This is a genomic window from Holzapfeliella sp. JNUCC 72 (genome assembly GCF_053668685.1).
The window spans coordinates 45572-60694 of the sequence record NZ_JBSJYG010000003.1; the positions used below are offsets into that span (position 1 = coordinate 45572).

The following is a 15123-nucleotide window of genomic DNA, read 5'->3' on the forward strand; positions in this document are numbered from 1 at the left end:
TTTTATGTTACTTCTGTGATTTTGTGTAAACCGATACATGTTGCATAAGATAAAAATAAAGTGCCACTAAAACTGCTGTTGCCATAATCAACCCCAATGACAGCAAGCTCTGTGTAACTAACGATAAAGTAGCATCTCCTAACTGCCACCATGCCATAAAGCCACCAACGGTACTCCCAATAAGTAAAGCGCCTGCTATTAAGATCAATTTGAAATTAGCGTCTTGTATTAAGCTAATAACCAAAATCAAAACATAACCTATCAATTTACTAAAAGTTAAGAAAATAAAGAAACTCACAATATATAATAAATTCAACTTAAATGGTGAATCGAATAAGAATAAACTTAGTGGCAAGCAAGCTGTCAAAATCAAATGAGCAATTGATACTTGTTTAAGCTGAGCTTTAGCTATTTGATGTCTTGTCATCTGATTACTAATACCAAAATTCATCATTGCTGGTAATTCCATCATAAAGAAAAACACAAAGTATAAATAAACAACGGCATTGTTTAATATGACCCCCTTAAAGGGCATATTTAATAGTATGATAATTAGCACAATGGCATTATATAGCGGAAAATATAACGAGGAGCGATAATATTTTAGGTAAACTTTACTTTTCATAGTACTGGCCTCCTCTAGCGATTTAGTTCAATTCGTCTGTGTCTCTTGTAGTTAATTGAACAAAGTAATTTTGTAGTGTCATGCCACTGACTGTTAAGTTACCTGGCACAGGTTTAGGTAAGTCACCAATTGTATAAATATCAGCTGATCCACCTAGGTAATCTGCTCCGATTACGTCCAAGTTAGCCGTATAAATTGTGGCTGCTTCTTGCGGTCCTGAGATAACTTTTCCCTTCATCTGCAAATCATCCATATCAATTTGAGAGATAACTTCACCATCATTGACTACAATCGCTGTTTCGATTAATGAAGCAATCTCATCAATAATATGAGTTGAAATAACAAATGTTCTAGGTCGTTTCTCATAAGCTTCGATGATGAAACTATAGAATAATTTACGGTTAGCTGCATCCATTCCTAGCACTGGCTCATCTAAGAACACATAATCGGATGGTGTACATAGCGCAATAATAATTTTAGCGATTGTACGATAACCGGTTGATAAACTTTGCAAACGTTTTTTAGTGTTTAAATTGAAGTGATCTGTCATTCGTTGAGCTAAGTCCCAATCAAAATCACCAAAGAAACGTTCTGTCCATTTGAAGATTGTCTTCACGCGCATGTTGTTAGGATATAGATTAACCTCACTCATCAAAAATAATCGACTTAATTGTTTATCATTTTCAAGTAACTGTTCACCATCTAGTGTTACGTTAGTTTCTGGATTATCATTTGGAATAATGCGGTTGTTTAAAATACTCATTAACGTACTTTTACCGGCACCATTACGCCCTAGAAGTCCATAAATTGTTTGTGGCTCAAATGTTAAGCTGACATCTTTTAATGATTCAGTAGCTCCGAAACTTTTACTCAAATGTTCTATCTTCAAACTCATAATTATTCATACCCCTTTTCAATCATTTCAATTAATTTATCTGATGTAATTCCCAAATTCTTGGCTTCTGCAATTAACTCACTGACGTGATTATTCAAAAAAGCCTTACTGTACTCTTCTCTGAGGCGCTCTCGTGCTCCTGATGAAACAAACATACCAATTCCCCTTTTCTTTTCAATCAATTGTTTTGATACGAGCAGATTGACTCCTTTCAAGACGGTAGCTGGATTTAATTGGTAGCGTTTTGAAATTTCAGTTGTTGAAGGTACTTGATCTCCCTCGGCAAACGAACCATTCAAAATAGCTGTTTCAATCTGTTCTGCGACCTGTTTAAAAAGAGGTTGTGAATCTGTAAAACTAAACTCCATTAAGGTCACCTCTACTTCTTTGGTTAATTACTCATGTAACTAACCATAAAACCTAATTAGATAAATGTCAACTGTAATCAGACAAATAAAAAACACCATTCTCATGAGAATGGTGTTTATAACTTTATAAAATCATAAAATTGTAATAGATTGTTCATTTGTATTAAGTTCGACTAATCCGCCCAGTGGCAGGGTAAATATTGGTTGTGCATGTCCAAAATTCACATTATAGATCACGGGGATTTTCTTAAAAATCGGGAATTTATCCAAGATATAAGTCAACAACTCTTCAGTCATATTATTTTCCGTTGGAAAACGTCCGAGTAACAAAGCTTTAGGTTTTTGGCTAATTTGAAGTAACTGAGCTAGATATCTTGATAATTCAATACCGTTCGTCTCTTCAGAAAATTCAAAGAACCAAATCTTATCATCTAAATGTGGCTGATAATCGGTGCCAGCTAATAAATTAAAGGTATTTAAGTTCCCGCCCACTGTTTCACCTTTGACTTGTCCTTCAGAGTAAACTTGCCATTGATTATCATAATAATTTCTAGGTGTTTTTGGATTATACCAAGCATCACTAGACCAAGTTTTTGAAGCAACTAAGCTTGTTGGTTCTGAACTAAATAATACTTTTTTGAAGTAATCATCTTGGTACTGTCCCTGTTCATCGGACATTTTCAGTGTAACGTAAGCTGGTCCGTAATAAGTAACCAGCCCCGTTTTGACTGTAATGGCGTTCGCCAATGCTGTGAAATCTGAAAAACCGCATATAATCTTAGGGTTTTTACGAATTAATTCATAATCCAGATAGGGAAGTAACTCATTGGAGGTAAATCCACCAATAAGTGACAAAATAGCTTTAACATTCTTATCTGCAAATGCTTGATGAATATCATCAACTCTATCTGCAATTGGTAATGAATATTGAATATCAGATGTCTCAATGTATTGGCCAAAAGTAACTTTTAGTCCCATAGCTTCTAACTTTTCTTTAGCTTTTAAATTAGCTTCAAAGCCGCCTACTCTTGCCCATGAACTACTAGGTGTTACAATTCGAATTTCATCACCTGGCAATAATTTCTGTGGTGTAATCACGAGTTATCTCTTTACTTTCTAGTCTTTAGTGAACTGGAACAATCCATCCTTCAGGCGCCTCCACTGTCCCAAATTGAATACCTTTTAAGGTATCAAACAATTCAGTAGTCAAAGGTCCTACTTCAGTCTCACTGTAAAAGACATGTTTGTTGCCATGATGAGTTAAAGAACCAATTGGTGAAATAACTGCGGCTGTTCCACAAGCACCTGCTTCCTTAAATTGATCTAACTCGTCAACTGGAATATCACACTCAGATACTTTAAGTCCTAAACGGTGCTCTGCTAGCCAAAGCAATGAGTACTTGGTAATACTTGGTAGAATAGAAGGAGATAGCGGTGTTTTAAATTCATTGTCTTTTGTAATTCCAAAAAAGTTTGCAGCCCCAACTTCTTCAATATTTTTATGGGTTAATGGGTCAAGGTACACTACATCAGAGTAACCGTCTTTCTTAGCTTGTTCGCCAGGTAGTAAGCTAGCTGCATAGTTACCCCCAACTTTACTTTTACCAGTTCCTTGGTGTGCAGCACGATCGTAGTCTGATGTTACAAAACTAGTTGGTGTCATACCACCTTTGAAATAGTCACCTACAGGAGAAGCAAAAATAGTGAAAATATATTCCTTGGCTGGATGAACACCAAGTTGTCCACCAACTCCCATGATAAGTGGTCTTAGATAAAGCGTGCCACCTGATTCATGAGGTGGTACAAAGTCTAAGTTTGCTTTAACAACTTCCTTAGCAGCTTCAATAAAATCTTCCTCTGGAAATTCTGGCATCAATAAACGATTACAAGAAGCAATTAATCGTTTAGCATTTTGATCTGGTCTAAAAAGTTGAACTTTCCCTTCGGGTGTACGATAAGCTTTTAATCCTTCGAAAGCTGATTGACCATAATGTAAAGCTGTTGAGCCTTCACTGATGTGTAAATCGCTATCGTTACTTAATTCCCCTTTTTCCCATTGGCCATTGTGATATCTTGCAATATAACGATAAGGTAAATCCATGTAATCAAACCCTAAATTATTAAAATCAATATCCTGCGCATTTACTCTTGTCATATTAATATCTCCTCTTTTGTTTTCTTTTTAATATTTTTATCATTTAAGCAAACAGATGTCAATAATATATAGGTTTTTTATTAAAAAAAAATTAAATAGCATCTTATTTAGTCATTAAACCAAAGAAAAAGCACCCGACTCTTAGCCAGGTGCTTTTTTCTATTTTTCCGCGTAGTCAATTGCTGAAGCAATATCATCTTTTTCAAAGTCATGAGACATGAATTCTTGATTATCTACGGGGAAGTGTTGAGTTAGCGTTTCGAAAGGTTGAAGTGAAATGTCACCATCTGCTAGTTCAAAGTCTAGCAAGTGTCCTCCCACTGCTTTGTCATCTGAAATAAAGTGTAAATGGAATCCACCAACTGCTGGACCATTGAAAATATGAGGTGAATAATAACCGATAATTGTTCCTTTAATATTTTCATGTTCAAACACAGATTGTTGGTCTGCTGTTTGTGTTAATGATGGATAAGGCTTATCTTGTTTGTTCACTGAACGTGCCTTAACTTTTGAAAAATTACCTGTCATCTTAACACCGAAGAAGACGTTTCGATAATCAACTTCTTCGAAAACCGTTTTTTCAACAGCGCTCATTTTCAAATTTTTGATTGGTTTTAACGGCTTAAAATCTGCAAAATGAACATCACAAAATGGTAGCTTGAAATCAGTATCATTTACCACTGTTACTTTTCCTTCGCCATTGACTTGATATGCTGAGCCATCAAGCACAATTAGCTCACCATCTAATCCTTGTCCCGTTCCAATTCCGGTATCTCCATGCTTCAAAACGTCTTGAATTGACATTGTACCTTCTAATAAACCAGGAACTAAAAGTGCTAAAGTTCCATGTTGAAATAATTCTGACATGTTATCACTCCTAATAGTTAGTAAGATTACATAGTCAAATGTAAATAGCTATTAACCTGTAATTTGGCTAGGTATCTCAACTATTATATACCCTATAAGGCGTACGATGAAAGTCTACTTACTAAAAATACTAATCAATGGGTAATTTAACACTGAATTTAACGCCTTGGGGTTTAATGTTCTGAACTTTAATCGAGCCCGCATGGTCTTTTACAATTTGCTGTGCAATTGCTAATCCCAAACCATAGCCCCCCGTTTCCTTTGAACGAGCATTATCTTGACGATAAAAACGATCGAATAAATAAGGTAAGTTCTCAGGATCAATAGAAGGTCCTGTATTTTGAATACTCAATTGCCAAAAGTTTCCTTGTTTAATGGAAGAAACTGTAATACTATCACCAAATTTGGTATATTTTAATGCATTATCCAGTAAAATAACGACGACTTGATGAACTTTTTTGACATCAAAATTCACAATTAAATCTTCGTTAGTTAAAACATAAAAAGATTTCTCTTCAAGTTCAGCCATTTCTTTGAAGGGTTGTGATAGCTGGGAAATGAACTCGCTTGTTGAAGCTGATCCTTTGGTTAAAGTTAACTCGTTAGTATCGCTTCGAGCTAATGTTAATAAGTCAGAGGTCAATGATTTCAATCTTCTTGTTTCATTTAACGACTGCGCGATTGAGTCTGCTTGATCAATTACTTTATCATTTGGTTTTGTAAATAAATGCTCTAAATTATTTTGAATGATCGTTAGCGGTGTTCTTAATTCATGTGAAGCATTTTCCACAAATTCTTGTTGTTTATGCCAAGACTTCAAAATTGGGCGCATATTGTACTTGGATAGATAATAACTCAATCCAATCGAGAGTAACCAAAAAACCACTAGCCCGATGATTAAAATCATCTTGAAGTTTTCTAATGATGACTGAATTGGGTTAGTATTAGTAATGAATTGCACGTAAGCGACCTGATTATCAGTGCTACTTGCCTTAATCAGGTAACTATGAAAGTTCAACGTTTCTGCATCTTGACTTTTTAGTGAGAAAGCATGAATTGTATCAAGTTCTTCTGTTTTTAAAGTCAAATCGTTAATTGGTGTGAACTTTGCTCCCAATGAGTCTTTATTTAATATCTTGCCATCAGAGGTCCATAGAATAATCTGTGTATTAAACTGATTATCATTGGCTGGTCCCCCATTCTTTTGAAATAAGAATGGGTTTTTTTGTTCATAACGCCTGATTTCTAAGTCAATTGTTTTAGAATCTCGACTCATTTTGACTAGAGATTCATCTGTTTGACTATAAGCAGAACGGTTAAGCAAGGTAATTGTAATGATTCCTAAAAGCAAAAATATAATTGCAAAAGCACTACAGTTAATCAAGAAAAATCTAAATCGCTGTCTTTTAGTTAAGTCAGTATTCATTAGTTTGTTCCTTTCATGATATAACCAACATTTCTCAATGTTTGAATATTTTGTTGTAAATTCGTTGGCGCTAAGTGTTTACGCAGACGACTCATGTAGACTTCAACAACGGTCAGTGTTGTTTCCGAATCAAATCCCCATATCCGATCAAAAATTTGTTCTTTAGTCAAAATAATGTCTTGGTTTTGAATGAGATAAACTAGTAATTCAAATTCCTTCCCTTGAATAGGTAGTTCTTCTTGCTTAAACCGAACTTGTTTGCTTGCTAGTAAACAACTTAGTCCATCATAATCAATTGTTTCTTCATTAAACACACCCAAGGAACGTTTTAGCAGAGCCTTCACTCTCATAATTAATTCTTCTCGATGAAATGGTTTTGTTAAGTAATCATCGGCCCCTTTTTGAAAACCTTCAATTTTATCTTCTAATCCATCTTTGGCTGTCAAAATTAACACAGGCGTTTGCCTTGTTTGACGTAATTGGGCTAGAACCTCATAGCCATTCATCTCAGGTAACATCAAATCTAAAATAACTAAATCATAAACACCTGATTCTGCTTCAAATAATCCTTCAGCACCGTCATAAACAACCGTTGTTTGGGCAAAATCTGAAACAATTCGTTCAATATTTTGAGCTAATGCTTGTTCATCTTCAACGACAAGTATCTTTATCATAGTTGGATTCTCCTTTTATTTATTTGAGTCAATAATAACTTTTTCACCATAAATCAAACTTAATTTTTTAGTTTAAGGTCCGTTTAAGGTTCAGCCCGTAATATAACCTCATCAGCAAAAAACAGGAGGTTTACTTAATGAAATTAAAACACGTATTTGAACGAAAAGAAAATAAATATTTACTAACATATGACCAATGTAACCGCTTCAAAGAAGACTTAGAACGGTATATGCTAGCCGATCAATTCGGCAAACATACAATTTCTTCCGTTTACTATGATACAGACAACTTCAAATTCATTAATCATTCAATGAAAAAGCCCGACTACAAAGAAAAGTTCAGGGTTAGACAATATGGACAATTTAACCCTAATGGACAATTTTTCTTAGAAATTAAAAAGAAAGTACGAGGCATTGTTTATAAAAGACGTCTGACACTTTCATATAATGATTACCTATTATTTAAACTGAATCGTGAGATGGACTTGAACTATGCCTCTCATCCACAAATTGCACGTGAAATAAACTGGTTATTCAATTCAAACCCCGACCTTCATCCTCGGGTAGCTATCATGTATGACCGCCTCTCTTACTTCTGTCACGAGCAACCTGAATTCCGAGTGACCTTTGATGAAAATATTCGTTTTCGTGACACTAATATTGACCTTGAACAAGGTACTCACGGTGAGCGCGTTACTAATCACTTTGACGTTTTAATGGAAGTAAAAGCAATGGGAGCTTACCCAATATGGTTTAGTTATCTATTAACTAAACACGGAATTACTAAAGGTAAATTTTCAAAATACGCTTATGTTTATCAACATCACTTATTCAATTCACAAAAGGAGCTTTTAAATGTTATCTAGTTTATTACAAAATTCAACATCCGCAAATCTTGACCTAACGTCTTTACTTATCTGCATGGTAACATCGTTATTCCTTGGAATCATCGTTGCACGAGTCCATATGATCAAAAACACCTATACTAAAAGTTTTATCTCTACCTTAGTTATTATGCCAATTTTGGTTCAATCAGTCATCATGCTAGTTAATGGGAATTTAGGAACTGGAATGGCCGTTGTTGGGGCATTCAGTTTAGTTAGATTCCGTTCAGTTGCTGGAGGTGCTCGTGAAATAACCAGTATCTTTTGGGCAATGGGAATTGGACTCGCAACCGGTATGGGGTATGTAGGATACGTTTTAATCTTCTCAGCTATCGTAGCTATTTTGCTAACAGCTTTATACTACTCAAACTTTGGCACTAACCAAAAAGTCGCAGAACGCGAACTTAAAATTACAATTTCAGAAGATTTAGATTACCCCAACTTATTCGATGATTTATTTACAAAATATAGTCATAACTATCATTTAGATACGGTTAAAACAACCACAATGGGTAGCATGTACGAATTGCGCTACCACTTAACTTTAAAAGATCAAGCTTACGAAAAAGCATTAATTGATGATGTCAGAACACGTAATGGTAACTTACCTGTTGTCTTAGGAAAAGTAGCCACACGTACTGACCAACTTTAGAAAGGATTGTTATTTATGAAAAGCAAACTTATTATCCCATTATTACTGACTAGCGTTGCCCTAACAGCTTGCTCAAGTCAAGGAGCTGCAAGTCAATCAACAGCAACTACTGCTAATTCTACATCTATGACGAACTTATCAAACTCAAATCTGTATGGCACTTACAGCAACTTTGACCAAGATACTTCCTATAATAGTCAAACAGATACTACAATTGATTTATCTTCAAAATCAGTGACAAATAGTAGTGACGGTGTCACTATTGATGGCCAAACAGTTACCATTACTAAAGGTGGCACTTATATTGTTAAAGGTTCACTAACCAATGGACAACTAAAAGTAGCCGCTTCTAACCAAGATAAAGTTCATTTGGTCTTTGAAAATGTAACCATTACTAATGAATCAGGACCTGCTGTTAATGTTGAACAAGCTGACAAAGTAGCTATCACATTAGCCGACAATACAACAAATACAGTTACAGACGGGAGCAACTATAATTTAGCTAATGGTGAAACTGAACCTGATGCAACTATTTATAGTAAAGATGACCTAAGCTTTAACGGAAATGGGACCTTAAAGGTTAATGCTAACTATCAAAACGGTATTCGCAGTAAAGATGATCTTACCTTTGTCTCTGGTAACTATCAAGTTAACGCGGTAAGCAATGCCATAAAAGGTAAAGACTCTGTGGCTATCAAAGATGGGACTTACCAACTATCAACTAACGAGGGCGATGCTGTTCAAGCCAATAATAGTGAAGATTCCACAAAAGGTTATATTGCTATCGATGGTGGTCAGTTCACGATAGATAGTGGGCGAGATGGGTTACAAGCCGAAACAAACTTAAGTATCCAAAATGCAGACTTCTCTATCAAAACTGCATCTGGTTATCAAACAACTTCAGCTTCAAGTTCTGAAAGTTACAAAGGACTAAAAGCTGGTGGTGCACTTCTGATTTCAAGTGGTAACTTCACAATTGATAGTGCAGATGATGCTATCCACTCAAATGACTCCGTCACAATTACTGGTGGTGACTTACAAATCAAAACCGGTGATGACGGTATTCATGCCGATAATACTTTGACAATTGAAGGCGGTCAAACCACGATTTCAAACTCTTATGAAGGTCTTGAAGCCAGTGTAATTAACATTAAAGATGGGACAACTTCTGTCACTTCAACAGATGATGGTGTTAATGCAGGTGGTGGTAGCGATACTACAGCTCAAAACACAGGATTTTCTCCTGATCAGTTTGGTGCTAAAGGACAAGAAAAAGGCCCCGGTGGTGGAGACACCGCTGATAGTAGTAAAGAAATCAACATTACAGGCGGAACTTTAACAGTTAATGCACAAGGTGATGGATTAGATAGCAACGGTAACATCAAGATGTCTGGTGGAACAGTAATTGTTCATGGTACAACAACGAGTGGCAACGGTGCCTTAGATTATAATGGTAACTTTACCCAAACAGGTGGCACACTGGTGGCAGCGGGTGCGGCAGGAATGGCACAAAATATCTCATCTGTTGAAAATCAAGCTGCTTTAGCTATTTACTTATCTAACTCTCTTCAACCTAATACGCAACTAACACTTAAAGATGAAAATGATCAAGTAGTTGGTAGCTACACATCTGAAAAATCTTTCCAACATATTGTTTTTTCAAACGCTAACTTAATCCAAGGTAAAACTTACAAATTGTATAATGGCTCAACACTCCTAGGTTCTTATCAATTAACTAGTGAAGTTAATAATTTTAACCAAGATGGTTCAACTGCTACGCAAACTTCTGGTATGCCAGGTGGTGGCGGTATGGGAATAATGAGACGATAAAACACGACTTAGCAAGTCGTGTTTTTTATTTAAAAATGGTTAAATAACGAACATTATGTTTGACAACTTCAAAATTATTTTCAATAATTAATTATATAAATATACACATATTTCATGACAAAAAATGCATGTGTATGATATCTAATAAATTAGGTTTACTTTGATTAATTATTAAGTTACAATCATAGTTTTATTGAATTAGCATTACAACCTGTTATAATATTACTCGAAGGGAGATTTTTATTTTGAACAAAACTTTAATTGGACTAGGCGCATTAATATCTACAGTTTCTTTGGGAGTTAATGCTAACCAGCCCGCTGCTTATACGCAGACAAACACCAATAGCGATACTCCCAATGTTCGAGTTTTAAATAATAATACTGTATCACCAACATCTTCTACACCAAAAAGTGTTAATACAGTTAACACTAATTCAAAGAATGATGTTAATGTTAAAGAAAACAACCATTCTACAAGTAATATTTCAAAAAATTCATCTGAACAGCGCAGTACTGCTACTTCAACAGTCTCTGTGAAGTTAATTAGAGCTGTTGTTACTTCGGGACCAAATGCTTCTTATTCACTAGCTAAACAGTTAAATGATTCAACGGACTATAATCGCCAAATATCAAATGATAATAATGGTAATATTATTTATAATCCAGATGGTACTGGTTATTATCTGGTTACTGTTTCAAACTCTGGTGAAAATCAAGTAAACGGAACATATAGTGTTTATCAAGATGGTCACATCACAAAAAATTCATAATTAATTCACGTAAAATACACAACTATTAAAAATAAATAATAGTTGTGTGTTTTTTTGTTTCAACTCATTGACATAAGTAAATGTTTTAGATATTATAGTCAAGTATTCTCGATACATGATTAGTTATGTGTAGCGTAGTTTACACTAAAGAGGTACTTAAATTATGATAAAAAACATTTCGAAAATCATTTTATTAGCCATCATCGTTAACCTATTGAACTTTCTAATAATAAAGACTGATGTTTATGCAAAGGATTATTCACCAGATACGTATTATAATTCTATAGTTTTGGGAGGGCTACCTCCTACTGAAAATCCCAATTGGACTGCTGCAATATTCAAATTTGAACAAAATAAAATTATTGCAGATTTCGGGCATGATCGAAACAAAGATGATTCTAGTCTAACAGTCCATTATTTGGACTTTTTAAAACAAAATCCTTTATATTACGAAACTCAATTGATGGATAAAAATGGAAACATAAAAAAAGAAGTATCTGCACATGTTACTACTCCTAAAAATGAGCCTTTAGAGAAATGGGGATCCGTGGATACAGAACCAGGAGATATCTTAAGTGTATATACTTTTGAAACAGAGAAAAGTTTTTGGTATGACCAAAGTGGGAAAGTTGGGAATCTTCCAAATAGTTATTTACTCAATTCCGATAGCGAAAGTAAGCAAAGTCCTAACCAGTCTGGAGATCGCAGTCGTTCTACACTATACTATATTGTCACCGATCATGGTTTTGAACGCATAAAACTAGAAAACTTAACTGACGTAACCATTACTGAAGGAGATTCTTTAGAGCAGTATATACACAATTATTTTAAATCTAGCTATGGTCAAGACATTTCTGTTATGACAAACTTAGAATTTAAAAATAAAAAAAGTGGCACATATACGGGTATTAACGTATCAACAACCGATTCTAAATTTAATCAAATCTTCCAAAATGTTTTCAAAAACGGAATCACTGTCCATGTTAAACCTAAGCCGGTAATATTTGATATTAGCGTTCCTACCAAATTGAAGTTTAATAATCATACCTTAGGATTAGGAACCAATCAGGTAGCACTACAATCTGATCCTATGGTCACAATTGAAGATACTCGCAAAAATTCACCAGGATGGAACTTATCTCTCCGTTCTAACGGTAAAAACGCCTTGGCTCAAAACCTTATCTTCAAAAATAATAATGAGGTACAACACATATCAAATGAATCTACTATAATTTGGAGCGGTAGCGGGAGTTCAAGTATTTCACTAGCTGAGCATTTATTTGTTCAGATTCCAAATAATCGATCTTTTCTAGCTCAAGATTACGAGACAACATTAACCTGGAACTTAGCTTCCACACCTTAATAACCTTAAACAATATTAATTTTTTTACAATTAAAAGGAGAAATTTATTATGAAAAAATCAGTAATCACATTGTTTTCTGCTCTATTAGTATCAAGTGCTGTTGTTATGAATAATAACACAGCTCACGCTGAATCAGACACACTTAACCAAAATACAAACGCCAAATTTGAAATTAAACGTGGTCCATTAAAAATCGCCAATACATCAGATCTTGACTTTGGTACCATTACCTTAAATGGTCAAGAACAAACTCGCTCTGAAACTGCAGGATCAATCACCATTAACGACTTTAGAGGTTCTACAAAAGGATGGCGACTAACCGTCAAAAAACAAGATAGTGGATTTGATAATGGTATTGACTTATCCTTCCATCCTAAATCTAAATCACCAGATACAAAAGTGACCACCAATAATAACGGGTTAACAATCAATACTAGTGAGCAAGAATTTGCAAGCGTATCCGATACAAATATTTTATCATCTAGCCTAACGCCAACAATTATGTTTAATTCTACACTTAAAGTTGCTCCAACTGTACGTGCAAAAGAATATAAAACAACACTTGCTTGGAACCTAATTGATGCTCCCCAATAGTAAGAGAGCTTATTCTGTATTAAGGATAGGCTTTTTATTATTCTGTTCCATTGACGTTTGTTGCTATAAGCATATATTATAGTTGTGCATTAGTTTTAGATTTATCAAGTAATTAATACTGTTTTTAATACCTGGAGTATAACTAAAAGTATTATTTATTATCATAACGTTAAAATTAACTTCTGCACATAATTTGATAATTATTATCAAATTGCTCGTCATTTTCGAATCAAAAAAGGGGAAGAAAAAATCAGCAATCACTTTATTTACAGCACTAATCGCTTCCAGTGCTGTGGCTTTTGGTAACACAACAGTTAAAGCAGGAAGTAACGATTCTCCTCACACAAATTCTGTTACTGATGAAGCGAATGTACGTAGTTTTTTGAGTGATAGAGCACTCAACCTTACAGTTGATAGTATTGATTTTAGCAATTCTAATTCTTGGAGTGGACAGAGTCAAAAACTTACAGACTCTTTTACTGTTAAAAGTCAAAATTACAATTCCAACGCCGCTTCTAACGGTTGGGGGTCATCAGTAAAGAATAAAACCAATTTTGATAATAGTGGTATTACTGTAACAATAACTGATAAGACAATAACAAATAGTCCAGTAAATGTTCTTACAAAAAAATCAGGTGATCCAGATATAAATCAGACCGATACTTTAACAGCTGCATTATCATTTAATGATAGTTATTTTACTAAGACTAATCAATCAGGAAAAGAATACAATTCTACACTATCATGGTCGCTAAAAACGACTCCTACTTCTCAATCCAACTAATTATTACTACAACATTAAGATTATGATTTTAGAGTTTCCTCTTTTATATCGAGGGAGCTTTTTTAGATTGACCAAAAAACAAAGATTATTTAAACTTATGGTTATAATATGGAGGTATATCATGAAAAAAATTTTACACTTAATAGTAATTTTTTTACTATTATTCACTACATCTGCACAATACCAGCAAGTTCAAGCTGCAAGTTCTGGCTACGATTACACAGTTGGCATCACACCGCCAGCTAACCAAATTGGCGATAACAGTGGATTCTTTGATGTTAAGTTAGTACCTGGACAGGCAACACCTTTAACACTTACATTAACCAATAATAGCAATAGTCCACAGACTTATACTGTTCAAGTTAACACGGCAGCAACCAATTCAAACGTTATTGTTGATTATTCAAAATCAGACGCTAAACTTAACAATACGGCAAAACACAACATAAAAGACTTAATTTCTAACCCAAATCCAACGGTTACTGTACCCGCTAATAGCAGTCAGCAGTTAACCTTGATTTTAAATAGCCCTTCTGAAGCTTTTGACGGCATTTTGCTGGGTGGGATTACTATCACACCAAATCAAAGTAAAGAAAGTTCAGGCGGTATTTCTAACGTCTATACACGTACAGTTGGGATTAGAGCTAAGCAAACAGATACAGTCATCACTCCTGACTTAACAGCTAGTGATGTTGTTCTTTCACAACGTAATCTTCACAACGTTGCATCTTTACAATTACACAATGTTACACCAACCTTAATTACTAAACTAACAGGTAAGTATAACATTACCAAGAAAGGTTCAACTGACTCAGTTATTTCTGGACAGAATACTAATCTAAGTATCGCACCAAACACTGACTTCCCTTATTCTGTAGAATGGGACGATTTATTTAACCCCGGTGATTATACATTTCACTTAACACTTGAAAATAGTCAACACAAATGGGAGTTTAATAAGGACTTCACTATAAAAGGTGAAGAAGCAAAAGAATATAACGATACCTCTGTTAATGAATCAAAAACAGATAATACTATTTTATACTTCTCACTACTTATTGGATTCTTAATTCTATTATTAATAGGATCATGGCTATTCTTCTTCTTGAAACGTAAAAAAGATAAAGATGATGAAGAAAACCAAAAATAATCTTATATCTAACTATAAAAAACCTCGAGGATTTTTTCCTCGAGGTTTTTTTATTTATTTTTAATAACTACAATTTTTCATCCTT

General features: G+C 34.5%; 16 protein-coding genes. 8 read left to right on the top strand and 8 right to left on the bottom strand.

Going from position 1 to position 15123, the window contains the following annotated elements:
* Positions 1-7: 7 nt before the first annotated feature.
* The 8 genes from JNUCC72_RS06665 to JNUCC72_RS06700 all read right to left on the bottom strand — a co-directional run bounded on the left by JNUCC72_RS06665 (position 8) and on the right by JNUCC72_RS06700 (position 7010).
* Positions 8-625 (bottom strand): hypothetical protein, encoded by a 618-nt coding sequence (locus JNUCC72_RS06665; RefSeq protein ID WP_454144952.1) that lies wholly within the window; start codon positions 623-625, stop codon positions 8-10.
* A 22-nt stretch (positions 626-647) separates the two neighbouring features.
* Positions 648-1520, bottom strand: a complete 873-nt coding sequence (locus JNUCC72_RS06670) for an ATP-binding cassette domain-containing protein (RefSeq protein WP_454144954.1) — start codon at positions 1518-1520, stop codon at positions 648-650.
* Between the two features lie 2 nt (positions 1521-1522).
* Positions 1523-1888, bottom strand: a complete 366-nt coding sequence (locus tag JNUCC72_RS06675; protein ID WP_454144956.1) for a GntR family transcriptional regulator — start codon at positions 1886-1888, stop codon at positions 1523-1525.
* Positions 1889-2020: 132 nt separating this feature from the next.
* Positions 2021-2986, bottom strand: a complete 966-nt coding sequence (locus JNUCC72_RS06680; protein ID WP_454144958.1) for a S66 family peptidase — start codon at positions 2984-2986, stop codon at positions 2021-2023.
* 25 nt (positions 2987-3011) lie between these two features.
* Positions 3012-4043, bottom strand: coding sequence for a branched-chain amino acid aminotransferase (locus JNUCC72_RS06685; protein WP_454144960.1), 1032 nt, complete (start codon positions 4041-4043; stop codon positions 3012-3014).
* A 159-nt stretch (positions 4044-4202) separates the two neighbouring features.
* A complete protein-coding gene (gene budA / locus JNUCC72_RS06690; protein ID WP_454144962.1) occupies positions 4203-4910 on the bottom strand; it encodes an acetolactate decarboxylase in 708 nt (235 codons plus the stop codon).
* Positions 4911-5040: 130 nt separating this feature from the next.
* On the bottom strand, positions 5041-6336 hold the full coding sequence (locus JNUCC72_RS06695) for a sensor histidine kinase (RefSeq protein ID WP_454144964.1): 1296 nt from the start codon (positions 6334-6336) through the stop codon (positions 5041-5043).
* Positions 6336-7010: a response regulator transcription factor gene (locus JNUCC72_RS06700; RefSeq protein ID WP_454144966.1), complete on the bottom strand. Its 675-nt coding sequence runs from the start codon at positions 7008-7010 to the stop codon at positions 6336-6338. The genes JNUCC72_RS06695 and JNUCC72_RS06700 overlap by 1 nt, the downstream gene beginning before the upstream one ends.
* Positions 7011-7147: 137 nt before the next feature.
* On the opposite strand from JNUCC72_RS06700, the gene JNUCC72_RS06705 reads away from it, so the two are divergent.
* The 8 genes from JNUCC72_RS06705 (at position 7148) to JNUCC72_RS06740 (ending at position 15038) form a co-directional block, all read left to right on the top strand.
* Positions 7148-7876 carry a VTC domain-containing protein gene (locus JNUCC72_RS06705; protein WP_454144968.1) on the top strand — a complete coding sequence of 243 codons (729 nt, stop codon included), beginning with the start codon at positions 7148-7150 and terminating at the stop codon, positions 7874-7876.
* Positions 7866-8546: a DUF4956 domain-containing protein gene (locus tag JNUCC72_RS06710; RefSeq protein WP_454144970.1), complete on the top strand. Its 681-nt coding sequence runs from the start codon at positions 7866-7868 to the stop codon at positions 8544-8546. The genes JNUCC72_RS06705 and JNUCC72_RS06710 overlap by 11 nt, the downstream gene beginning before the upstream one ends.
* 15 nt (positions 8547-8561) lie before the next feature.
* A complete protein-coding gene (locus tag JNUCC72_RS06715; RefSeq protein WP_454144972.1) occupies positions 8562-10376 on the top strand; it encodes a carbohydrate-binding domain-containing protein in 1815 nt (604 codons plus the stop codon).
* A gap of 245 nt (positions 10377-10621) precedes the next feature.
* Positions 10622-11146, top strand: coding sequence for a hypothetical protein (locus JNUCC72_RS06720; protein ID WP_454144974.1), 525 nt, complete (start codon positions 10622-10624; stop codon positions 11144-11146).
* Positions 11147-11309: 163 nt separating this feature from the next.
* Complete coding sequence (locus JNUCC72_RS06725) at positions 11310-12509, top strand: hypothetical protein (RefSeq protein WP_454144976.1); 1200 nt, start codon at positions 11310-11312, stop codon at positions 12507-12509.
* A gap of 49 nt (positions 12510-12558) precedes the next feature.
* Positions 12559-13104: a WxL domain-containing protein gene (locus JNUCC72_RS06730; RefSeq protein WP_454144978.1), complete on the top strand. Its 546-nt coding sequence runs from the start codon at positions 12559-12561 to the stop codon at positions 13102-13104.
* A 193-nt stretch (positions 13105-13297) separates the two neighbouring features.
* Entirely contained in the window at positions 13298-13888 is a 591-nt protein-coding gene (locus JNUCC72_RS06735) for a hypothetical protein (protein WP_454144980.1), read from the top strand.
* 121 nt (positions 13889-14009) lie between these two features.
* A complete protein-coding gene (locus JNUCC72_RS06740) occupies positions 14010-15038 on the top strand; it encodes a WxLIP family cell surface protein (protein WP_454144982.1) in 1029 nt (342 codons plus the stop codon).
* The last annotated feature ends 85 nt before the right edge of the window (positions 15039-15123 follow it).